The following is a 21,342-nucleotide window of genomic DNA, read 5'->3' as shown; positions in this document are numbered from 1 at the left end:
AACGCTTCGAAAATGTCGGGCATTCTTTAATATTTAGGTACTTATCCTAATGACAATAGCATCAATATCCACGCCATTGGAATCGAGTTGTCCCCCTCCCGATGACACCCTTGAGTACCCTTGTCGAGAGTTGCCCAAAGGAAAAACGCGATCATCTGGCCGCATTTGTGGCCGATCAGCTCGCCACGGGACTGAATTCTCTGGACGCAGGTGAAGTCGACTCGCTCAACGCCGTTCTGGCAAATACCCTGTCGGATCTTGAACACTCGACGAAGCGGAGGATCAGCGAAAAGCTCGCCGGCAGTTCATCCACCTCGCGCGATCTGGCACGCCTGCTGGCGTCCGAAGAGGCCTCTATCGCGGCCCCCATGCTCGAGAAGTCTCCCGCCTTGAGCGAAGAAGACCTGATGCAGCTCGCACGTGAAAAAGGTCAGGAACACCTGAAGGCGATCTCGCAGAGAGGGGTTCTCAGCCGCGAACTCACAACGCTGCTTCTGTCTCTGGGAGACGCCGAAGTTCGCAGGTTCATTCTCTGCAATCTGGGGGCGGACATCTCGCCGGAGGACTTCGACCGGCTCGTTGCGGAACTGCCCGGCAAGATGGGCAACAAGATTTCCCATCTGCGCAAGTCGAACGAGCAACTCATCCAGGATTTGCTCAGGGAGGAAAGCGACCTGACCGTCGGCCCGGAGCTCGCCGAGCGCGATATCCGCATTCCGATCGCGGACTGGCTTGCCATCCTCAAAACAGGCGGTGTTCATCTGGATCAGGTTCTGACCCAACTCTGCCTCGACAAGAACCTGATGGCCGTCGCCTCTCTCATGGCGGAAGTCTCCGGTGTGCCCGAACAGACCGTGTCCCACCTTATGGTCCGTTTCGATGCCACCGGCCTTGCCGTGATCTGCAAGACGCTCGGTGTCGGCGATCTGGCCTACTCGACATTGTGCCGTGTCCGGGGAAGTCACCTGCGCCTGCCTGCGTCGATCATCACGCTCTGGGCATCCAACTACAGCCTCCTGGATGCACGCGACGCGACCCGGCTTCTGAACCTGATGGTCATGCAACTGGAGAACGCCCAGAAAGCCGCCGCGCCGCCAAAGGAACTCGCCCGCATCACTTCGTAGAAGTCTCGGCCGGTATTTCCTCGGGAAACAGAACCGGCGCATCGCCGTTGCTCCAGCGGGGCCATTTGTGCATGACCGCATGGTACAGCTCGGAGCGTTCGAAGGCTTCCAGCCAGTGCAGCAGTCCACTCCAGCCCTCACCCTCGAACCACGTCCGGTCCGTGTTGGCGAACTGGCGCACAAAAGGCAGAACGGCAAAATCGGCGAGCGCAGGCCTTGTCCCGGACAACCAGGGGCTTGCCGACAGCCGGTTATCGAGACGCCACAGGAAATCGGAAGCTCTGGAGCGCTCCTCCTCCCGGACGGCGTCCGGGTGGCGGGTGTCGTATTTGTAGCGGTCGAGATGGTGCTTGAAAGGGCCGTCGCATTCTTCGATCAGGTTGAACATTCCGGTGGTGTCGCCGACTTCCGGGACGAGCCATCGTTCAGGATCGTTGCGTTCCAGCGCCCAGAGCATGATGTCCAGGCTCTCGTCCACTACGTTCTCTCCATCCTTGAGACACGGAACAGTGGCGGATGGAGAGGTTTTCAGGAATTCAGGCGCTTTTTCCCGCAGAACAATCTCACGCAGTTCGACTGTCTGCCCGCTCACGGAGATCGCAAGCCTGGCCCGGATGGCATATGGGCAGCGGCGGAAGGAGTAGAGGATCGGACGTTCAAGCATATCAGTCCCATGAAGCAAAGCCGGAATTGCGTCAAGATTTTCAGTCGTGCAGCCAGCTTGCGGGCACAAGTCTTGCCGGGAACGGCTCGCAGAGACTAAGTAATTTTGCCAGTGTTTTTTTGACCTTATTCACGGCTTGTAAAGGAAATTCTGCGAAACTTCTGGTAATAGGGTGGCTCCATGATCGATACACTTCTCCAGCTTGCCAAAGAAAGTTCTTCGAAGAAAAAGCACCAGCTTGCTGAGCATGTTACAGGCTTGCTCGCGGCAAGAACCGATGATGTCGGCTCGGAAGAATCGAATCTTCTCAATGGCATGCTGGAAGGTGTTTACGGTTCCCTTGACCCGGAGACACGCAAGGAAGTGTCGGAGCGACTTGCCGACACACTGGCGACGTCCTCCAGTCTTGCAGCCACGATTGCCGCGGACGATCTACCCGTCGCCAAAGCCGTCCTGGAACGCTCACAATCCCTGACGGATGCGGATCTGCTGAAGATCGCCGAAACCAAAAGCCAGGGACATCTCCTGGCCATGGCAAAGCGCGATCATGTCGGCAAGGACCTTTCCCAATTCATGCTCAAACGGGGCGACAGGGAGGTCAAGCAGACCCTTGCTGCCAATCTGGGCGCCGAAATCACCATGGCCGAGTTCGAGGCCCTGGTTAAGGACATGCCCCGGCAACTGGGTGACCGCCTCCGGCATCTGCGCAAATCCAACGAGGAGGTGCTGGATGACCTTTTCAAGGACGACAGCGAAGTCGCAGCAGGCGCCGAACTGACAAGGCGGCCAGCCAAAATCGGCCCGAAGTCCTGGGTGGTGGGTATCCAGCTCGGCAAGACAACCCTGAACAAGGCGGTGTATCAGCTTGCCGTTGAACACAACCTCCTCGACGTAGTCGCTCTTCTGTCCTTCTTCTCTGCGCTGGACATGAAATATGTCCACAAGCTCATGATCCGCTACGACTCGACCGGTATCGCCACCGTCTGCAGGTCTACGGGCATCGGCGCGAAGGAATTTCAGGCGATTTGCAAGGAGCGTTGCAAGCACCTGAAATTTCCGGAAAGCACCGGCAGCAAGTGGCTCACCAATTACCATATGCTGGACGAGACAGATGCGCGGCGGCTGCTCGCCCTCATGAAAATCAGGCTGAAAACCGTCAGACAGGAAGTGGCGGCTTAGGTGTGCTTTCCAATGAGGTTGTTCAGCGATTGTGGTTCAGGCGACTGACCGGTGAACAACCTCATTGGAAAGCACACCTAGTCTTTCGCCGCGTGACGTCACACCCAGGCGCCACTTACGCGGACTGCATGCCTCCCGGCCATTTCAAGCAGCGTTGAAGCCTCCTGCAGCCCATCCTCTGCCTCACCTTCCTTGGGCTCAGCGCAACTCGGTGAGCTGTCATCGCACACAAGTGCTTCCGTGCGGCTTGTTCGCGAGAACATTTTGGCTTCCGGAGCGGTCGGGTAATGATTTCTACGTAGATGTTTTCGATACACCATCAACAAACCAACAATATGTGGATATGGCTACTTCATCATCGACACAATTATCGTTAATTATCGCGATAATTACCTAGAGTTTTCGCAAATATGAAAATTTCCTTATTTGCTTTATCTTGTTGTAAACGTCTTTTCGGTAGTCGTAACGCAAGAAAAGCGGATGACCCCATATGATCACCAAACTTCTCAACGTTGCCCAGGAAAGTTCACCGGAAAAGCGGCATCAACTGGTTGAGCATGTTACCCGCCTGTTCGTGAAAGGCGCGGACAGTTGCCAGACGGAAGAGATCGCGATTTTCAATTCCGTTCTGGAAAGCATGCTTCCGATGATGGAGCCGGCTCAGAAACGGGCGATTTCGGAAAAGCTTGCTCCGATCGACAGCACCTCACAGCAGGTTGCCTGCGAGTTGGGCCGTGAGGATATCGACATCGCCCGCCCCATGCTGACCTCTTCCAATGCCCTCGACATGACCGATATCCTCTACCTCGCGAAAACGATGGGGCAAGGTCATCTCCTTGCAATTTCGAAACGCAAGCATCTGGAATCGCGGGTGACGGACGTCCTTCTGGAGCGCGGCGAAAAGCCCGTCAAACAGTCGGTCGCCGAGAACGCGGGTGCGGAAATCTCCGGTTGGGGTTCCCGCATGCTGATCAAGCTGGCGGAGAATGACGAGACGATCCGCGACGCGATGATGGAACGTTCAGACATCACGGAAGTCGACTATGACAAATTGATCAGCCTGATGCCGGAGCCGCAGCAGATCAGGATCCGTCGAATGCGTGACGAAAATGAAGCACTGCTTCACGACCTCTTCCGGGAGGCCAGCAAGATCGTCACCAGCACCAAACTGGAACGCAAGGCGACGCGCATCTGTGCTAAGGTCACCTTGAAGGAAGTCCGCACCGGCCAGCGCTCGCTGGGAAAGGCCATCACGCAGCTTTCGCTGTCCAACAACCTGTTCGACATCAGTTTCCTGCTTGCCGAGATGTCGGGCATGGAACAGAAATACGTGACCAACGTCATGCTTCGCTACGATGCTACGGGCGTTGCGGTTCTCTGCCGGGCGCTTGGCGTTGAAGATGGTGAGTACTCGGCTTTGTGCCGTGCGCGCGCGAACCACAGTAAACAGCCGCAATCGACCGTCGAGAAATGGGCAAACGATTACGAGGCGCTCTCCGACAAGGACGCCCGCCGCCTGCTGTCATTCACGAAAATACGGCTCGGTACGCTGCAAAGAGAACTCGCCTGAAGTTTCCTGCGCTCAAGTGAATGCACGAGACTATTGCGGAAATCGCCGCGCCAATCCTCAGGTCTTTGACGGAACCTCCCGCGTCACCACCGCCGCTCCGGCCTCCAGTGTCCTGTGAACCGGGCACTTGTCGGCGATTTCCAGCATGCGTTGCCGTGTGGTCTCATCGAGATCTCCCTCAAGGGAGATCAGCCGTTCGAACCTGTCGATCCTCCCGCCGTGCGCTTTCAGGTCGTCAGAGCATTCCTCGCAGTCCGCTGCGTGAACCTTGCCATGCAGGATACGCGTGCCGATCCTTTCGACATCGATACCTTTCCTGTCGGCATACATGCGCAGTGTCATGACCGTGCAGGCTCCAAGCGCGGCCGACAGATAACCGTAAGGCGACGGCCCGCTGTCCAGACCGCCGACTTCCACGGGTTCGTCGGCAAGCAACCTGTGCGCTCCGCTCGTCACCATCACCTGGTATTTCCCCAGGCCGGTTTCCTGGACCTCGACCCCGTCCTTCACCTCGCTGGCGGTCTCGCGTGCGCCCATGTCCAGATATCTGCCCGCCCAGGCAGCAATCACCCTGGCGGCATAGCTGGCGTCCTCTTCTGCCGACAGCAGATGGTCTGCCGTATCCAGCGAGACAAAGCTCTTGGGGTGGCGCGCCGCCACGAAGATATTGGTGGCGTTGTCTATGCCGACCGTCTCGTCGAGCGGCGCATGCATGACCAGGAGGGCCTTGTGCAATTCCGCGGTCTTTTCCCTGACCGACTGCGCCTGCAGATCGTCGAGAAACTCGCTGCGGATCGTGAAACGGCGGCCAGCAAGGGTCACCTCCCCTGCCCCCTTTTCGCGTATTTCCTCGATGGAGCCATTGAAATTGTGAAGAACGTGATCGGCATCGGAGGGCGCACCGATCGTCACCACTGCCCGCGCTTCGGGAATGTCGCCCGCCACGGCAAGCATCGCGGCGCCGCCGAGCGAATGCCCGATCAGGAGCTGTGGTGCTTCATAGGTCTTGCGGAGAAAATCCGCGGCCAGCTTCAGATCCTCCACATTGGAGGAAAAGCCTGTGGAGGAGAAATCGCCACCGCTGCCGCCCAGGCCGGTAAAATCGAAGCGCAGAACCGCAATGCCTTCCGCGCTGAGTGCGGCGGCGATATGACGGGCGGCAACGATGTCCTTGGAACAGGTAAAACAATGCGCAAACAGCGCAAAGGCTCTGACTTTTCCGGGGGGAAGATCCAGCCGGGCTGCGAGCCGTGCGCCATGAGCGCCGTCGAATTCCAGTTTCAGCGGACGGTTTGCCATTCGTGGGCCTCCTCGCGAGATACAGCATTTGAAGAACGCTTCAGAAGTAACCGCGCGAGCCGGGTATGCAAGTCACTCCCACAGACAACTTCGTGAAAGGATTGACCGCCGGCACAAAATGACAGCCCGGCGGTCGATATTGTCCCGTAGCCGCTGCTCAGGATCTCAGGATCTTCTTGGTCGAATTCACCGCATTGGCGATGCGCGTATAATGCACTTTACGCTTTTGCGAGTTCCCTGCGGAACGAAGCAGCTTTGTGGCGGTTTCCTCGATCGCCTTGGATGCAAGTTTGTTCACCTCGCGGAGTGCCGCTTTGGAAACTGCCCGGTAGGATTTGTTGCCCAGCTTGGCTTTCGGGGCTTTCCGGTCCTGGTTCTTGCCGACGATCCCTTTCAGCGTTCTGGAAAGCTTTCGCAATTCCGAATTCACGGTGGAGTAGTCCGGCTTCCTGCCTGTGGCGCCGCTCGCCTGCGAAAAGACGCGCTGCAAACAGTCCAGCCTGTAGACGACCTCCAGCCGGCTGCATTCGCTCGCGCCTCTCTGGATCTGTTTGACGACCGCCTGGGTGACGTCATCGGCAAATGCCAATTGCAGAAGACCGTCATTTGACACCGGCTGTCCGACTTGCCCGAGGATCTCGTCGGAGCGGAACCCTTCGACAGACAGGTCCAGCGACGTGTCATCGGAAGACCCCGTCCAGGCAGCCTGGCTCGAGGTTGTGAAAACGCCGGAGATTGCAACACCGGCAAGAACGAGAATGGCTTTTGCAGAAATGGAAACATGCATTTGAATTTCCCCAGAACTTATCAGATTTATAAAAGAACATTGCCGAGGTTCCCCAATCTGCAAAGGAACGTCCGGAAGAGTATTATTGCGAAAGACCGTATGCCCGGCGCAATCCGCGCCTGGTTTGCGGACCGAATTGTCCGTCAATCGCGCCTTCATAAAATGCCCGGTCAGTCAATCTTGCCTGCAACGCCCGCCGGGTTCCCTGCTTGAACATGTCGGGGCTTTCCGAAAGGAGGCTCAGAACCTGTTCGTTGCCGGTCCTGAGCGCCTGATAAAGATAATTCGCAGCATCCTCCAGAGACCGGTCCTCGACATCACCGTCATCTATCAAAGCCGCATAATTAAACATGGCTTCAGGGTGACGCAGGTCGGCGGCACGCTGAAAGAACTCGATCGCCTTGACCGGATCGCGGGGAACACCCAGCCCTCCCTGAAAATGCAGGAAGCCGAGATCGTTGATCGCATCGGCAAAGTTTTCAGCTGCCGACTGCCGGTACAGGTTCAAAGCTTCGTCAATATCCTGATCGACGCCAATGCCCCTCTCGTAGAGCCGTGCGAGTTCGAACATCGCTTCGGGATCCCCGGCATCGGAAGCCTGCCGCAAGAGCTCTGCCGCGCGCTCCGGGTCATAGCGTTTTTCGTTCGGGTCCAGCCGCATGTAGGCCAGCCCCTTCAAGGCACGTATGTCTCCCTTGTCCGCCAGCGCCGTGAGCTGATTTTCCTGGTCGACTTCAAGCGTGGCCCAGGCATTCTTTCTCTCGGCAGCCTCCAGGGCGTTGATCATCTGCTTCTGGCCGGCGAGGAAATAGGGTTCGCCGGACAAGGACCCATATGTGTGCGGTTCCTGCATGTTGCCGGTCGTCTGAAGGACGGTGTCGCGAATTTGCCGGAAAGCCAGTCCGATCTCCAGGTCTCTAATCTGCAACGTGTCGGAGAGCGCGCGAGCGAAGGGGCTGTTGCTGCCGTCACCATCCAGCGCCGTCGCTCCGGCCTTCGCAGCATAGGCGACCAAGGTTCCGCGTTCCGGCGATGGCGGGGCAAGGCCGCTCAAAGGGGCGGGTTCGTCGAGGGCGATGATTTCCACACTCTCGTGATGTTCAAACGGATCGTTGCGGCAGGAATCCAGAACCACGATCCGCAACTGCCTGGCCTTGTCGACAGCTCCCAGGATCTCGTTGAGGGAAATGGAGGACTGAGCCACTTCCTTTCTGGACGCCGCGGCGGAGTCGGCGGGAATGAGAAAATTCTGTCCCCCGACTTCAACGCCGTGACCGGCAAAATAGACCAGCGCCACATCCGCGGTTTCCGCCTCGAACGCAAAGTCTTCAAGCAGGGCGCGGAATTCAATCAGTCCCAGGTCGTATTTCTCGACCACGTCGAATTGTAGCGATCTGAGTGTGTTGGAGATCAGCGCGCCGTCCCGAAGCGTGTTGTCGAGATCGGGAACATTCAGGTAGTCGCCAATACCCACGACCAGCGCCAGCCGCTTTTCCGGAAATTCGGTTGTTTCAGCGAATGCCCTGACAGAATACGCACTGACGAGCGTCAGAAAAACAAAAGCTCCGGCGACAAAAAATCGCGATGGCCAGCTGTAGGATCCAGTCCGAGAAAGTAATCCTGACATCATGAAATACCAATGATTTTGAAAAGACTTGGATACTGAATAGTGTCAAGGTTACAGCAGCAATGCAATTTGTGAAAGTCTCGAGCTTGAGCCCCTTCCGATCATATTAAATCACTCGACCGGACAATGCCTTAGCCGTTGTCGTCCAGCAACGCCTTCAGCCTGCGTTCTTCCTCCTCGGAAAGTCCTGCGACGGGAGTGTCGGCAGCCTGAGCTGCCTGTGTCCGGCGTTTGCGCAGGGCAAGGAAAATCGCAAGAAGACCCGCTACCAGCGCCAGAGGTCCTGCCGCCCAGAGGGCAAACGTGTGCCAGGCGAACCTGGGTTTGAGCAACACGAACTCGCCGTAGCGGGAGACGAGATAGTCGATCACCTGGGCATCGCTGTCGCCCGCGACAAGGCGCTCGCGGACCAGGACCCGCAGATCCTTGGCCAGAGGCGCGTCGCTGTCGTCGATGGACTGGTTCTGACACACCATGCAGCGCAGCTCGGCGGACAGCACCCGTGCCCGCGCTTCCAGCGCCGGATCGGCCAGAACCTCGTCCGGGGCGACAGCCATGGCCGGCGATGCCAGCAGGCAGAGGCACAGGAGAAAGCTGGTGAGAAGGGATCGGATCATCGCATGTCTACTCCGCCGGCGCCGGCGCAGCCGATTTGCGTTTTCTGGCCGGTTTCGGTGCACCGACGCGAAGCCGCCTGTCGGCAATCGATATAGCGCCCCCCAGGGCCATGATCACGCAGCCGATCCAGATCAGAGTTATCAGCGGCTTGAAATAGACCCGGACATCGACAGCGCCGTCGCCCCGGCTTTCTCCGAGGGACAGATAGAGCTGCGAGAACCCGGTGGTGTGGATGGCCGCCTCGGTTGTCGGCATCTGGCGAGCCGTATAGACGCGCTTCGAGGGATCGAGTTCGGCGACGAAGATGCCGCCCTGGCGGATCGTGAAATGACCGACTTCCTCGGTGAAATTCGGGCCGCGCCGGGGCGCTGCGCCATCGAATGTCAGTTGATAGCCGGACAGCTCCACGACGTCTCCCGGCCGCATGGTCGCGATCCGCTCTTCCTGAAACGCCGAGGCGGTCACGATACCCAGAACGGTCAGGCCGACGCCGAAATGGGCCATGGTGGTTCCCCAGGCCGATCCCGGCAGGCCGACCAGGCGCGAGAAGGCACGGGAGGGGCCGATCTCGAGGATTTTCACCCGGGTGAGAATTTCAGAGACCGCACCTGCCATGACCCAGACAGCAAGGCCGACGCCCAGTGGAGCGAGAACCTTTTCCATGCCCCAGAGCCAGAATGTGAAGATCGTCATCAAGATGGCGAGGCCGAAGGCCGCGTAGAGCCGTTGGGACGCCGCCAGCAGGTCGCCGCGTTTCCAGGAAAGCACGGGGCCGAAGGGAACTGCGATCAGCAGCGGCACCATCAACGGTCCGAAGGTCAGATTGAAGAACGGCGCGCCAACGGAGATCTTCTCTCCGGTCACCGCGTCCAGAAACAGGGGATAGAGCGTGCCGACAAAAACGGCGGCGCAGGCGGAGGTGAGGAACAGGTTGTTCAGCACCAGCGCCCCTTCCCTGCTGATCGGCGCGAAGAGCCCGCCCTGTTTGAGCGCCGGCGCCCGCCAGGCGTAGAGCGCCAGGGACCCGCCGATGAAGAAACACAGCAGAGCCAGAATAAAGACACCGCGCGTCGGATCGGTAGCGAATGCATGCACGGAAGTCAGGACACCGGAGCGGACCAGGAAAGTTCCCAGCAGCGACAGCGAGAATGTGAAGATCGCCAGAAGGATGGTCCAGATCTTCAGCGCTTCCCGCCGCTCCATGACGATGGCGGAATGCAGAAGGGCCGTCCCGGCCAGCCAGGGCATCAGGCTTGCGTTTTCAACCGGATCCCAGAACCACCAGCCCCCCCAGCCAAGTTCGTAATAGGCCCAGTAGGAGCCCATTGCGATGCCCAGGGTCAGAAAGCTCCAGGCGAGCAACGTCCAGGGGCGAACCCACCGCGCCCAGGCGGCATCCGTGCGCCCAAGGATCAGAGCGGCGACGGCGAAGGAGAACGTGATCGAGAAGCCGACATAGCCAACATAAAGAAGCGGCGGATGGATCGCCAGACCGATGTCCTGAAGGATGGGATTGAGATCAGCGCCTTCCAGCGGCGGATTGACAACGCGTGTGAACGGATTGGATGTTGCCAGCAGGAAAAGAATGAACCCGGCGGAAATCCAGCCCTGGACCGCCAGCGTCGCAGCGCGCAGATCCTTCGGGAGATTGCCTCCGAAAAACCCGACAAGTGCGCCGAAGAACACCAGGATCAGCACCCACAGCAGCATCGAGCCTTCATGATTGCCCCAGACGCCGGTGAACTTGTAGATCAGCGGCTTGGCGGAATGGGAGTTTTCCAGAACGTTGAGAACCGAGAAATCCGCAGTCAGATAGGCGTTGGTCAACACGGCGAAGGACAGCAGCACCATGACAAACGTCGTCACGGAAACCGGCGGGGCGACGGCCATGAGCCGGTCATCTCCGGCTAACGCGCCCCACAGGGGGACAACGGATTGCACAAGCGACAGGGCAAACGCCAGCACCAGCGCGTAATGTCCGAATTCGACGATCATTGACCCTCCCAGATTCCGTTCAGCAGATCATGGACCCACAAGGTCACAAACCTGTAATGTCAGTTGGCCGCAGCGTTTTCGCCCTGCCAATGGCCCTGTTTCTTCAGCGCTTCGGCCACTTCCTTGGGTATGTAGTTTTCATCGTGCTTCGCAAGCACGCTGTCGGCGACGAAGACCCCGGCCGGATTGACAAACCCTTCGGTCACCACACCCTGCCCTTCGCGGAAGAGGTCCGGCAATATTCCTTTATAGGTCACCGCTACCGTGTTCTCCATGTCGGTGACACGAAAACTAACTTCCGCATTGTCGGAGCGCACGACCGAGCCGTCCTCGACCAGACCGCCCAACCGGATTCGCTGTCCGGGCGGTAAAGGCGTGAGGGCGATATCGGTCGGGCTCTGAAAGAAAACGAGTTCGTCATAGAGAGCAAACAGGATCAGACCGAACGCCGTGGCGAGAACCACACCCGCCGTGCCGATAAGGGTCAACCTTCTTTGTTTGCGTGTCATTTCTTTTCCGCCCGCTTTCCGCTGCCTGCTGCCCCTTGAGGCGCGGAAGTCTCTTCTTTTCTCAAGATCCTGTTAAACCAAGTTGCCTTGCCACGTCCTTGATTGAGGACAAATCCTCTGGCTTGTCGGCATAAGCGGCTTGTGCTTCCTCAAGCGCCTTTTCCGCGCTCTGTCTGTCGCCCAGGACGACGTAGGCCTGTATCAGCTGCTTCCATTCCGATGCGGACCCACCCTCATTGGCGAGCCGTTCGGCGAGGCCTGCGACCATCCCGCGGATCATTGCCTGTCTGTCCACCGGGCTCATGTCCTGCGATGCAGCAACATCCTCCTGTGACGGTCCGCGTGGCGCAGGCGTTTGACTGCCGGGATCCGATGGCCCGTCAGACCCTGAAAGCTCCGCCAGTTCATTGCGCGCGGCGCCTACCCAGGCTTCCGTGCCCTCGGCGCCTGCCAAAAGATTGCGCCAGGCTTCGATCGCCTCTGCTTTTTTACCTTCCTGCCCCAGGGCAAGCGCCAGGAAAAAGCGTGGCTTGACGGCAGTTGCATCCATCGCAGCAGCCTGCTCAAAAGCCTGCCGCGCTTCTGCCGGGACAAGCCCCTGGTTGGCGATGACCATCGCCTCGCCCATATCGGTGAGCCAGTCCTGTCTCGGCCCGAGAAGGCGAATTGCCTGGGCATAGGCCCGGGCGGACTCCTGCGGCCGGCCGATCGACAGATAGACCGGTGCAATCACCACCCATCCCTGTCCGTCTTCCGGATTTTCCGACAGATGTCGCTCGACCCGGGCAATGAGAACATCCACCGATTGCTCTTCCGCCGGCGCTTCGAGCCTGGCGGAGAGCGGGGCGTCGGGCAGATCCGGGGCTCCGAAGAGAAGATAAATGCCGACCGCCACGGCCGGCAGCCCGACCAGTGCCACTCCCTGGGCAAATTTCAGTCCTGGTCCCCGGGAGCCTCTGCCGGTTTCCTGCCCGTGGGCGTCATGCGCGTTGAGCAGCCGCCGGGCAATTTCCGTGCGCGCCGCGCCGGCCGCTTCCGGCTCGATCAAACCACGTTTCAACTCCGCCTCGATGGCGCTGAGCTGATCGCGATAAACGGCCTCGTCCGCGTTCCCGGACGGGGTGTCCGCCGAACGCCGGGCTCTCGACAAAGGCACAAGCACGGACAGGGCGGCGACGGCCGTCATGACAGCGATAAGGATCCAAAATACCATGGGTGCACTATAGACCGCCCAATCCCGGCAAAAGCAAGATGGCACCACTGTGACCGGCGGTCGCGGCTCAGGCCGTCAGATACGGCGAAAAGAAGGAAAAACGGCCGGAAGCTATCTGCTGCCCAATGCGTGGGCCACCAGCTTGCGCTCCGGATTGCCCTGGACTGACGCTGTCAATTTCCGCGCCTTGGCGACGGCAGCCTGGCGGCTGCGGCGGAGCTGGTTGGCATATTCTGAGCCGAAATAGATCTCCGACAGCATGATCGCCACATCGGCGGCGGCCAGGTGGGCCTGCAATTGCCGGCCCCGGGCCTTGCCGAGATCGGAGATTTGCGACCGGGTGACGATTTCCAGCGTCTGCTCGACAGCCTGCCGGGTCCGCTTGCCGACCTCGTTGACGGCAAAGGTCTCGGAGGCGTTGCGGACCATGTTCACCACGCGCAGTGTCCGCACCGCGTCGTCGATGGCTTCCTGGTCGATCTGCAGTTTGCCGGCCTGGTCGAATTTCGGCACCTGGAGCGCCTTTCGGACAGCCCCATGGGCGTTGTTCAGCTCCGTCGTCACAACGTTGGACAGGCTGCGCTTGGTTTCCGCCAGACGCTTGTGCCACTTGCCGGAGACGGACAGATCCATGTCCCGTTCGACACCGCGCACCAGCGAATGATATTCCAGCAGCGCCTGCGAAAAGGCGACCGGATCCGGATTGTTCTTGCAATGCTCGAGCGCCAGGATCTGAAGCCGTTCGGCCTCGCTCATCACGACATCGACAAACGGCGCGAACTGAGACTTCTCGATTGCCTTGGGATCGTCGTCACCGGCAAGGCGACCGGCAAAACTGCACAGGGCCGCCGGCGCGTCGGCGCGATCAACCAGAGCGGCGGCGATGACGGAGACATGGTCGGGAAACCGGTACGAGCATTTGTCCACCAGCCGCAGGACATCCGTGTCGCGCTTCAGCCTTTGTTCGTTGATGCGTTCGGGAATGTTCTGCAGAAACGGCACGAGCCAGCGCTCGGCGGAAAAAATCTTCTGTATGTCCCTGAGTTCGGCAATGCCGCGTTCTCCGCCGAGTTCGATGCCCATCCGGCGCCGCTGCGTATCGGAAACCTCGCAGCGGTGCAGCGCTTCGCCGACGGCGTCCACGGACCGGGTGCGCAGGGCCTGAACGAGTGCGGCAACCCGCTCGCCGCTGACCTTCGTGTTGCCTGCCTGTTCCAGAACGGTCTGGAAATCGTCCGGCATGAGATCGCGTCCGAGCCATTTCCAGACACGGTTGAGCATGTTCCGGTTGATGCGGGCTTCCTGCCGGATCGGTAGGGTTTCGTTGATCAGAAAGTCCTCCAGCGGCGAGAAGAACATGCGCTGGATCTGGTTTCGTCTCTGGATGCCGCCGTCGATTTCCGGCGTCAGCGCACCCGGAGTGCGCAGGAGACCAAGAGCCGCGGTAAGAATGACCTGAAGGTTGGGATCGGGATTCTTCTGAAATTGGGCCCGTTCCATATTCCGGACCAAAGCCTCGACCGCCTGCGGCCTGAGACTGCTCAGATAGGATTTGATTTTATGTTCAAGCTGGTCAGAATTTGTCATTCACAGCGTCAATCGCGATCCGAATCCGGACGATATTAGCGCCATAAGGTTTAACTAAGTGTTGAGAATAATTTCAGGTTTTGGAAACACACGGTTGACCGGAAGGCCCGCTGCGAGCCTGCCCGCAGCCCCTGTTCAACCGATCACCTGCCATGCACCGCGATCGGTTTCGCAGGCCGTGCCTCTGGCCTGCAGAACACGTCCCTGCAGAACCATCTCGTGGGTGAATTCCCGACAGCTCGTCTCGTTGACGAAATAGACCGGACCGGGACGCACCTGGCCGCTGCGGCCGGTGCGCTCGTTCTGCCAGGCAACCGAAACGCCCAGGCCCCGCGCCCGCAGGGCCCGGTCCTGCGCATCTTCCGCCGCACGGCGGTCGGAAGGCTCGAGCGCTTCGCCGAGTTCGTTGTTCACCAGTACGGAAATGGCTGTATTCGCCTCGGACCCGGCCACACCGGATTTCGGATCGCCAAAGAACGACCCCAATCCGGCGGTGTCGCTTGAATTGGACGTCATGGAGCATCCTGCCAGAAGGATGGCAAGAGCAACACATGTGGCACCGCGCAAAAACATGCTCGAAAGCTCCCGGAGCAATCAGTTTCAAGGCAGGCTCTCCCGGCACCGGGACAGCGGACCGATGTCTCGATCCGGCGTCCCCGATCGCGCCACCAGGGCACGGGATGATCATGGAAGCCGGTCAGAACCCGCAGATGAACCTTTGTTATTTTCAATTTGTGGCCGAACTTGGCCTTCATACAGTCTTTGACGCCACTATCTGCGTCAATTTTCATCACATTTCTTTTCGTCCGGTCCCTATCGTCTGTCGACAAGCGCCGGCAAGGTCAGTCTGGCTTTCAGGCCGCCCAGCGCCGATCCGTCCAGCTCGAGCGTACCGCCGTAAAGCGCGGCAAGATCGGCCACGATCGACAGGCCCAGCCCGGTGCCTGGCACGGTTTCGTCAAGCCTTCTGCCGCGTTTGACCGCCTCTGCCCGCTCTTCGAGCGTCAGTCCGGGACCGTCGTCTTCCACGGTAATCGTGAACATGTCCCGATTGGTCGCCGGGTCGATCAGGGAGGCAACCGTCACCGAAACCCGGGCGGCAGCCCACTTGCAGGCATTGTCGATGAGATTGCCGCCCATTTCCTCCAGGTCCTGGCTTTCGCCGCGAAAGCGGATCTCGCCGCTCTGCTCAAAGCCGACGGCAATGCCGTTGTCCTGGTAGATCTTGTTCATGGCGCGAATCAGCCGGGACAGCACGGGCTCCGTTTCGCACGAGACGCCGATCACCCGGCGCTGCGCCGCCATGCGTGCGCGCTCCAGATGATGCTGTATCTGGGTGGACATGATCTGCGCCTGTTCGGAAACCTTGTCCGCCAGTGGCCCTCCGGCGGTGCGGGCTTCGTTGGAAATCACCGACAGCGGCGTCTTCAGTCCGTGCGCCAGATTGCCGACATGGGTGCGCGCCCGCTCGACGATCTCCTTGTTGGAGCCGATGAGCGCGTTCAGTTCCACCGCCAGCGGCGCAATTTCCCGAGGCAGGGCCTCATCGATGCGCTCGGCTTCGCCCTGACGGACGGCCGAAAGCGAAGCGCCCAGGCGGGCAAGCGGTTTCAACCCGATGCGGACCTGCAGGAAGATCGCCAGGATCAGGCCGAGGCCGACAATGCACAAGGTCAGCGCGACCATACGGCCGAATTCGTAGATATCGGCCCAGAAGTCCGCCGTCGCGGCTGCAACGGCAATGATGTAAGGCGTCTCCCCGACCGAGATGTTCTGTTGCAGGACGCGGATTTCGTCTCCGCCCGGTCCGGCAACGAACCCGGCACTGCTCTCCTTATCACCGATGGCCGGCACGTTGAGAGGATCGCCCACCAGCGATTTGGAGGCTCCGATAATTTCCGCGTTGCCTGCCCGGCGAACTGTCCAGTACCAGCCGGACAGCGGCAGGGAAAAGCGGGGATCGCCGCTGTAGTCCGCCACCGACAGCGTGGCGCTCGCCCCGTCATCTGCGGCATCCGTCTCCAGCATTCCGGAAATCAGCGCGTTGATGTGAATTTCAAGCTGACTGTCGAAGGCGCGCTCGCTTGCCCGCTGGTAGAGGCTCACCAGAAAGACACCAGCCAGGGCAAGCGCGACGGTGGACCAGACAGCGGCAACGAACACAAGACGCGCGGCAAGCGAGCGCTGCGGCTTGCGGACCGTTTGAGGCTCCCCCGCGGTTGAAGCCTCACTTGTCACCGTCTGCTCCCAGACGGTACCCGAGACCCCGGATGGTTTCGATCAGATCCGAGCCGATCTTCTTGCGCAAACGGCCGACAAAAACCTCGACCGTGTTGGAATCGCGGTCGAAATCCTGATCGTACAGATGTTCGGTGAGTTCCGTTCGTGAGATCACCTTGCCCTGATGATGCAGCAGATAGGACAGCAGCCGGTATTCATGGGAGGTCAGCTTGATCGCCGAGCCGTCCACGGTGACCTTGCCTGCGCGCAGGTCGAGACGCACGGAACCGCAGGTCAGCTCGTTGGAGGCATGACCGGCCGCCCGGCGGACAAGCGCGCGGACCCTCGCCAGCACTTCCTCCATGTGAAAGGGCTTGGCGACGTAATCGTCCGCACCGGCATCGATCCCTGCGACCTTGTCCGACCAGCGGTCCCGGGCGGTGAGGATCAGCACCGGCATCGTCCTGCCGTCGCGGCGCCAGGTTTCCAGAACCGACAACCCGTCCAGCGTCGGGAGGCCGAGATCCAGCACAACCGCGTCATAGGGTTCGGTGTCGCCCAGATAATGCCCGTCCTCCCCATCGGTCGCACTGTCGACCACATAGCCGGCTTCTTCCAGAGCGGTGACGATCTGGCGGTTCAGATCGGTATCGTCTTCAACAACAAGAATGCGCATGAGTTCCGACTTTTCGAAGTTCAGTGAAATGACCCGGCGGCCCCCACGCATGCGCGGGGCCGGCACCTTGATCGTCCATCTAGCGGGCGCTGACTGTGACCGTCGTCACCTTGCCGCCGTTCTTGACCGAAAGAACATAGACATAGCCCCCGCCCTGCTCACACAGCTGGGCCTTCAGGATTTCCCCCTGAACCCGGCCCTTGACGGACCCCAGCGAAGCCGCCTGGCCGCTGGCAACGACCTTGCGGGCCGCGGCGTCCGACAGACAGGCCGCCTGCGCCGGTCCCACCGCGGCGAAAAGGAGGACAAGAATGACAAATATGTGTTTCACGGGTTCGATTCCGGTTCTGCTCACGAAGTGTTGGGCAAGGTGTAATCAATTTCACATGAACGCAAGCTGAACCGGTTGTTTGGGGAATGGGGCGGAGGGTCGTTGGGGCTTTTGGAAGATGCATCAGACCGGATATGAAGGCGACTTGCGGATGAGCAAGCTGCCAAGCGGAAATCAAACCGAAAAAATTCCAGGGACGCTTTCGGCCCTTTGCTGCCGTTCGTCCGCCCCCATGTAGCTGCGGTGCAACCTGTCGCAGGAGACATTCGCGACAACCGCTAAGCCAAGGCACTCGGTAAAGTCGGCAGAGCGGACTTTACTGCCGTTCCAACAATTCAAATGAAAGTCCGCATCCTGCAAAGCACAGTTCATCGTCCTCTAGTCCGACGGCGGTTGAAGCCAAGCTGTTGAAAGCGCCCAGTCCTCGGCTCCGACCATCAGAAGATCAAAGACTGGATCTTTAATGTCGTAATAGGCGTCTTCGTCTGTCGGAAAGTGAAGCGCAAGTTGTTGCTTAATCGCGCCGTATGCCTTTGCTGCCAGTGGATGTGCGCGAAGGTAGTCTCGGCAAAGGAGTGGATAGCGCTGGTTGAAGCGACCTTTCTCGCGGACATGTATGTTCGCCACAAATGGTTCGTTACAGCGAAAGAACTGTTTAGCCAATTCATCCTGCGGCAAAGACATGCCCGGTGGACAATGGTCACAGATTGGCCGACCGAGGCTACATCCCGCTGCAACCATTGCTTCCGTTTCGAGGTCTTTCAGAGACGCCAAGCTGATCTGGATATCAATGACATTTTTGGCGACAAGATTCGGTACTGCGGTCGAACCAATATGATGGATTAAACCGCCTTCAGGTAAGGCTCTCTCAATCAATGCTTTGATAATTGAAAATTGGGCCGGCCAATTCGGATTGGCAGGAAGAATTTTGATCGACATTGTCTGCCTTATCTCATTGCTATGGTTCTTCATAGCAGACCTTTATAGGCTGCGCAGCATCTGGAGGTTTCGGCCCCAAGCGGACATCGCTGCACCGGGTAGCGAATGACTGAAACGAGCCCGTCCTTCGGATGCTGCATTCCAAGCTAACGTCAGCTATGGACAAACAGAACAGTCGAGTCCGTCAAAATCTGGATCAGTCTTTCGAGAATTCACGCTCGACTTCTTGGGCGAGCCAGCCGCCAAACCCGATCAATAACTCCGTAAGTTCGCCCTTGCTCAACTCAGGTCGGTTCGGAAGCTGCAAAACACGCCGCATATCTTCAGCTTTTTCCGGATAGTATTTGGCGAAGGCATCGCAGGCGATTTCTGGATCGGTTGTCCAACTCTGTTCGCGTGCGGTGACAAGTGAAAATCCTGTTCTGATGAACTTTCGAGATATCCGGTCACCAAGACTGCAAATTGCGTCAGTCGGTGACGTCTCCAGAAGCAAAAGATAGTTCTCGCGGACTTTTTTGAAGTCACCGTTGAAGGCTTTCGCGACCTGTCGGGTAGGTTTGAACTTGGGTAAAGAGTCCTGCATCCTCTCCCCCAGAACACATACGCAGAGGTGCTTGATGAAGCATCCAATTCCGTGAATATCACTATGAATTTCCTCAAGAAATGTGACCCCGACCCCAACTTCCCTTACGACTTTCGAGTACTTATGTGACAGGGCTGCTTCTGCAGTCTTGATTTGGGATGTCAAAGTCTCAGTCGGCTTGCGATGGAGGACGACCAGAACATCCAGATCCGATGTCGGCACTTGGGCAAGTCCGGTCACGACACTGCCGTAAAGATGCAATCCGTGAAGGTCTTCTCCGATCACCGAGCCCAACGTTTTTGTCGCGTCTTCGACAACCTTGAGAAATGGTACGGGAATATTTGAGGCCATCACACCCGTTGCAATGAAGCCCTGATAATCGACGCCGTAGGTGCCAGAACCGCGCATGTTGATCTTTCTTTTCGCATCTGTTGTGTCGATTGTATCCAAGTGGAAACCATCCGAAAATTAAAACCCGGTCAATCAGATCTGCGCCCTGCATTTCTGTCACTATCAGAATTCAAGAGAACCAGAGGAATAGCCGACATTCGCGCAGCCGCAGCGAAAGCTCACTTTGTCCGCGGAGCTGCCGTTAGTGTAGAGCGCAACAAAAGCCCGCTTCCCGCCCTGCTCAGACCTTCGTTCGTGTTGCAGCGAACGACAGCTTTCAGAATGAAATTGAAAAGCGGTGAACGTCCAAATTGGACGCGCGTTAAGGGTGCTGAAGCCTCACCCCAATACGCCCGGCAAATCACGCGCTCCGTGCAGCACTCGGATAATTCTGACCTCGTCGCCTGAATGGAGAAAGAAAATCAGGTAGCGGCCGTGTCTGGCTGAACGCACTCCCTCGCCCAACGCGTCTCGCCGGGGAGGATTTTCAGGGGTGCGCAATTACTTGTCATCCCGGTTTGCCGCGCAGCGGCAAGACCGGGATCCAGAACTCCGTGTTGTCGGGGATGGAATACAAAACTAAGGCGGCAGGTTACTGGGTCCCCGCCTTCGCGGGGACGACAACCGAGAGTGAGAGAGAGGCGAAGACGCTGCTGCGCGCCAGTTCTCGCTTGACCGGACAGTCGTTCCCGCAACTGAAGGCCATGAGTCCTACAGCGCCACCAGTTCCTCCGTCTGCAGATCGTCGTAGCGGCCCTTGAAGTGTTCGAAGACCTGCAGGGTGCGGCGGGCAATGCCGGTCCAGCCGAAGGAGCGGCGGGCGAAGCGGGCGCCTTCCACGGCCAGTGTGTCGCGCAGCCAGGGATATTGCATCGGCATGTTGAGCATGGCGGCGAACTCTTCCGGCCGCTTGGGGTCGGCGACCAGGGCGTGGCGGCCGAACTCGATCTGCTCGTGTAGACCGCCATGGACGGTGACGACCGTCGGCGTGCCGCAGGCCATCGCCTCCACCGCCGTCATGCCGAAGGGCTCGTAGCGGGAGGGCAAGGCGAAGATGCCCGGCGCGCGGTAGAAATCGGCCAGGTCGTCATCTTCCACGTAGCCGCGCCAGCTTATGGCGTCCGAAACGCCCATGTCGGAGGCAACCTGCTTCCACTGGTTGAGGAGCGCGATATCGCTGTCGGAATTTGCCCCCGCCGCCAGCACCAGGCGCGCATCGGGCTGCAGTTTGAGAAGGTGCGGCAGGCTTTCGATGATGAGGTCGTAGCCCTTGTTTTCCGCCGCCCGGCCGACGACGTAGATATCCGTCTCGCGGATATCGTGCTTCAGCCGCGCCGCGGCCACCCTGTCCGGCGTCGACGGCGTGAACCTGCCCTCGTCGATACCCGGCGGGATCATGGTGATGTGTTCTCTGGGAAGCTGGTATTGCTCGATGATCAGATCGGTCTGCTGCTCGGTCGTCGCAATGACGTGATCGCAGTTGCGGTAGAGCACGAATTCCTTCTGGATCCGTTCGTCGAAGCGGTAACCCGCCATCTCCTCTTCACCGGCCCCGACCATGTCGTGCCGTTTCCACCAGCCAAGAGAGTGCGGCGTGTGGATGTGGGGGATCTGCAGTTCCTCGGCGATCTTCTGACCGGCGACGCCCGCGTCCCAGTAGTGGCTGTTGATGACGTCGTAGTGAATGTTGCGGTGACGGATCATGGCAAGCGCGTTGGTGACAAAGTCGCCGTACCAGTCGTGCATGTCCTCCTTGCGGATGAAATCCTCGCCACCGAATGGCACGCGCACAACGCGCAGGTTGTCATTGACGATATCCTCGGCCGGCTGGCCCTCGAACTGACGCGTCATGACATCGACCCGGTAGCCGAGCCGGGCAAACCGCTTGGCAAGCTCCAGCACGAAAACCACCTGGCCGCCCGTGTCCGGTTTTCCCAGTTCGGGTGTCCCGGCGACATAGCCGTGCAGCGAAATCATCAGGAGTGATCCGATGTTGTGCTTGTTCATGTGGTCCAACCTTTTTTACGTGTT

At 59.1% G+C, this 21,342-nt stretch carries 20 protein-coding genes; 3 read left to right on the top strand and 17 right to left on the bottom strand.

The features are described 5' to 3' along the window. Window positions 1-101: 101 nt before the first annotated feature. On the top strand, window positions 102-1,124 hold the full coding sequence (locus Q1B40_RS07505) for a DUF2336 domain-containing protein (protein WP_299811992.1): 1,023 nt from the start codon (window positions 102-104) through the stop codon (window positions 1,122-1,124). Here Q1B40_RS07505 and Q1B40_RS07500 read toward each other — a convergent pair. Then, window positions 1,114-1,788, bottom strand: coding sequence for a glutathione S-transferase (locus Q1B40_RS07500; RefSeq protein WP_299811990.1), 675 nt, complete (start codon window positions 1,786-1,788; stop codon window positions 1,114-1,116). The genes Q1B40_RS07505 and Q1B40_RS07500 overlap by 11 nt on opposite strands. 180 nt (window positions 1,789-1,968) lie before the next feature. Between Q1B40_RS07500 and Q1B40_RS07495 the strand changes: the two genes are divergently transcribed. Together Q1B40_RS07495 and Q1B40_RS07490 are read left to right on the top strand one after the other, a co-directional pair. Beyond that, window positions 1,969-2,967: a DUF2336 domain-containing protein gene (locus Q1B40_RS07495; protein ID WP_299811988.1), complete on the top strand. Its 999-nt coding sequence runs from the start codon at window positions 1,969-1,971 to the stop codon at window positions 2,965-2,967. 490 nt (window positions 2,968-3,457) lie between these two features. Beyond that, the gene (locus Q1B40_RS07490; protein WP_299811986.1) at window positions 3,458-4,537 is read left to right on the top strand and encodes a DUF2336 domain-containing protein; all 1,080 of its coding nucleotides are present in this window, start codon (window positions 3,458-3,460) and stop codon (window positions 4,535-4,537) included. A gap of 57 nt (window positions 4,538-4,594) precedes the next feature. Here Q1B40_RS07490 and Q1B40_RS07485 read toward each other — a convergent pair whose 3' ends face one another. The 16 genes from Q1B40_RS07485 to Q1B40_RS07410 form a co-directional block, all read right to left on the bottom strand. Further along, entirely contained in the window at window positions 4,595-5,836 is a 1,242-nt protein-coding gene (locus Q1B40_RS07485) for a bifunctional alpha/beta hydrolase/OsmC family protein (protein WP_299811984.1), read from the bottom strand. Between the two features lie 157 nt (window positions 5,837-5,993). Further along, window positions 5,994-6,623, bottom strand: coding sequence for a hypothetical protein (locus Q1B40_RS07480; RefSeq protein ID WP_299811983.1), 630 nt, complete (start codon window positions 6,621-6,623; stop codon window positions 5,994-5,996). A gap of 82 nt (window positions 6,624-6,705) precedes the next feature. Then, complete coding sequence (locus tag Q1B40_RS07475) at window positions 6,706-8,250, bottom strand: caspase family protein (protein ID WP_299811981.1); 1,545 nt, start codon at window positions 8,248-8,250, stop codon at window positions 6,706-6,708. Between the two features lie 131 nt (window positions 8,251-8,381). Then, the gene (locus tag Q1B40_RS07470; RefSeq protein WP_299811978.1) at window positions 8,382-8,867 is read right to left on the bottom strand and encodes a cytochrome c-type biogenesis protein; all 486 of its coding nucleotides are present in this window, start codon (window positions 8,865-8,867) and stop codon (window positions 8,382-8,384) included. Between the two features lie 7 nt (window positions 8,868-8,874). After that, window positions 8,875-10,863: a heme lyase CcmF/NrfE family subunit gene (locus Q1B40_RS07465; RefSeq protein ID WP_299811976.1), complete on the bottom strand. Its 1,989-nt coding sequence runs from the start codon at window positions 10,861-10,863 to the stop codon at window positions 8,875-8,877. Window positions 10,864-10,922: 59 nt separating this feature from the next. Beyond that, window positions 10,923-11,372, bottom strand: coding sequence for a cytochrome c maturation protein CcmE (gene ccmE / locus Q1B40_RS07460; RefSeq protein ID WP_299811975.1), 450 nt, complete (start codon window positions 11,370-11,372; stop codon window positions 10,923-10,925). 61 nt (window positions 11,373-11,433) lie between these two features. Then, a complete protein-coding gene (ccmI, locus tag Q1B40_RS07455) occupies window positions 11,434-12,585 on the bottom strand; it encodes a c-type cytochrome biogenesis protein CcmI (RefSeq protein ID WP_299811973.1) in 1,152 nt (383 codons plus the stop codon). A 111-nt stretch (window positions 12,586-12,696) separates the two neighbouring features. Continuing rightward, entirely contained in the window at window positions 12,697-14,085 is a 1,389-nt protein-coding gene (locus Q1B40_RS07450; RefSeq protein WP_299811971.1) for a hypothetical protein, read from the bottom strand. 222 nt (window positions 14,086-14,307) lie between these two features. Continuing rightward, the gene (locus Q1B40_RS07445) at window positions 14,308-14,688 is read right to left on the bottom strand and encodes an RT0821/Lpp0805 family surface protein (RefSeq protein ID WP_299811969.1); all 381 of its coding nucleotides are present in this window, start codon (window positions 14,686-14,688) and stop codon (window positions 14,308-14,310) included. Window positions 14,689-14,985: 297 nt separating this feature from the next. Further along, window positions 14,986-16,410 carry an ATP-binding protein gene (locus Q1B40_RS07440; RefSeq protein WP_299811967.1) on the bottom strand — a complete coding sequence of 475 codons (1,425 nt, stop codon included), beginning with the start codon at window positions 16,408-16,410 and terminating at the stop codon, window positions 14,986-14,988. Further along, complete coding sequence (locus Q1B40_RS07435; RefSeq protein ID WP_299812575.1) at window positions 16,400-17,068, bottom strand: response regulator transcription factor; 669 nt, start codon at window positions 17,066-17,068, stop codon at window positions 16,400-16,402. Before Q1B40_RS07435 ends, Q1B40_RS07440 begins: the two co-directional genes overlap by 11 nt. 79 nt (window positions 17,069-17,147) lie before the next feature. Next, window positions 17,148-17,399, bottom strand: a complete 252-nt coding sequence (locus Q1B40_RS07430; protein ID WP_208987424.1) for a PepSY domain-containing protein — start codon at window positions 17,397-17,399, stop codon at window positions 17,148-17,150. Window positions 17,400-17,777: 378 nt separating this feature from the next. Then, the gene (locus tag Q1B40_RS07425; protein ID WP_299811960.1) at window positions 17,778-18,338 is read right to left on the bottom strand and encodes a GrpB family protein; all 561 of its coding nucleotides are present in this window, start codon (window positions 18,336-18,338) and stop codon (window positions 17,778-17,780) included. Between the two features lie 196 nt (window positions 18,339-18,534). Beyond that, window positions 18,535-19,371 (bottom strand): nucleotidyltransferase domain-containing protein, encoded by an 837-nt coding sequence (locus tag Q1B40_RS07420; RefSeq protein WP_299811958.1) that lies wholly within the window; start codon window positions 19,369-19,371, stop codon window positions 18,535-18,537. A 279-nt stretch (window positions 19,372-19,650) separates the two neighbouring features. Beyond that, window positions 19,651-19,812: a type II toxin-antitoxin system RelE/ParE family toxin gene (locus tag Q1B40_RS07415; protein ID WP_299811956.1), complete on the bottom strand. Its 162-nt coding sequence runs from the start codon at window positions 19,810-19,812 to the stop codon at window positions 19,651-19,653. Between the two features lie 210 nt (window positions 19,813-20,022). After that, on the bottom strand, window positions 20,023-21,318 hold the full coding sequence (locus Q1B40_RS07410; RefSeq protein ID WP_299811954.1) for a glycosyltransferase: 1,296 nt from the start codon (window positions 21,316-21,318) through the stop codon (window positions 20,023-20,025). Window positions 21,319-21,342 lie beyond the last annotated feature (24 nt).

It is taken from the genome of uncultured Roseibium sp. (genome assembly GCF_947496995.1).
Taxonomy (GTDB): domain Bacteria; phylum Pseudomonadota; class Alphaproteobacteria; order Rhizobiales; family Stappiaceae; genus Roseibium.
This window is presented reverse-complemented; position numbering and strand designations above follow the sequence as displayed.

What these genes read in the sequence shown, in the direction of transcription:
- Q1B40_RS07435 (WP_299812575.1), bottom strand. Translation starts at nt 17,068, where the DNA reads ATGCGCATTCTTGTTGTTGAAGACGATACCGATCTGAACCGCCAGATC.
- Q1B40_RS07475 (WP_299811981.1), bottom strand. Translation starts at nt 8,250, where the DNA reads ATGTCAGGATTACTTTCTCGGACTGGATCCTACAGCTGGCCATCGCGA.
- Q1B40_RS07495 (WP_299811988.1), top strand. Translation starts at nt 1,969, where the DNA reads ATGATCGATACACTTCTCCAGCTTGCCAAAGAAAGTTCTTCGAAGAAA.
- ccmI (WP_299811973.1), bottom strand. Translation starts at nt 12,585, where the DNA reads ATGGTATTTTGGATCCTTATCGCTGTCATGACGGCCGTCGCCGCCCTG.
- Q1B40_RS07410 (WP_299811954.1), bottom strand. Translation starts at nt 21,318, where the DNA reads ATGAACAAGCACAACATCGGATCACTCCTGATGATTTCGCTGCACGGC.
- Q1B40_RS07445 (WP_299811969.1), bottom strand. Translation starts at nt 14,688, where the DNA reads ATGACGTCCAATTCAAGCGACACCGCCGGATTGGGGTCGTTCTTTGGC.
- Q1B40_RS07500 (WP_299811990.1), bottom strand. Translation starts at nt 1,788, where the DNA reads ATGCTTGAACGTCCGATCCTCTACTCCTTCCGCCGCTGCCCATATGCC.
- Q1B40_RS07485 (WP_299811984.1), bottom strand. Translation starts at nt 5,836, where the DNA reads ATGGCAAACCGTCCGCTGAAACTGGAATTCGACGGCGCTCATGGCGCA.
- Q1B40_RS07425 (WP_299811960.1), bottom strand. Translation starts at nt 18,338, where the DNA reads ATGTCGATCAAAATTCTTCCTGCCAATCCGAATTGGCCGGCCCAATTT.
- Q1B40_RS07490 (WP_299811986.1), top strand. Translation starts at nt 3,458, where the DNA reads ATGATCACCAAACTTCTCAACGTTGCCCAGGAAAGTTCACCGGAAAAG.
- ccmE (WP_299811975.1), bottom strand. Translation starts at nt 11,372, where the DNA reads ATGACACGCAAACAAAGAAGGTTGACCCTTATCGGCACGGCGGGTGTG.
- Q1B40_RS07450 (WP_299811971.1), bottom strand. Translation starts at nt 14,085, where the DNA reads ATGGAACGGGCCCAATTTCAGAAGAATCCCGATCCCAACCTTCAGGTC.
- Q1B40_RS07505 (WP_299811992.1), top strand. Translation starts at nt 102, where the DNA reads ATGACACCCTTGAGTACCCTTGTCGAGAGTTGCCCAAAGGAAAAACGC.
- Q1B40_RS07480 (WP_299811983.1), bottom strand. Translation starts at nt 6,623, where the DNA reads ATGCATGTTTCCATTTCTGCAAAAGCCATTCTCGTTCTTGCCGGTGTT.
- Q1B40_RS07470 (WP_299811978.1), bottom strand. Translation starts at nt 8,867, where the DNA reads ATGATCCGATCCCTTCTCACCAGCTTTCTCCTGTGCCTCTGCCTGCTG.
- Q1B40_RS07465 (WP_299811976.1), bottom strand. Translation starts at nt 10,863, where the DNA reads ATGATCGTCGAATTCGGACATTACGCGCTGGTGCTGGCGTTTGCCCTG.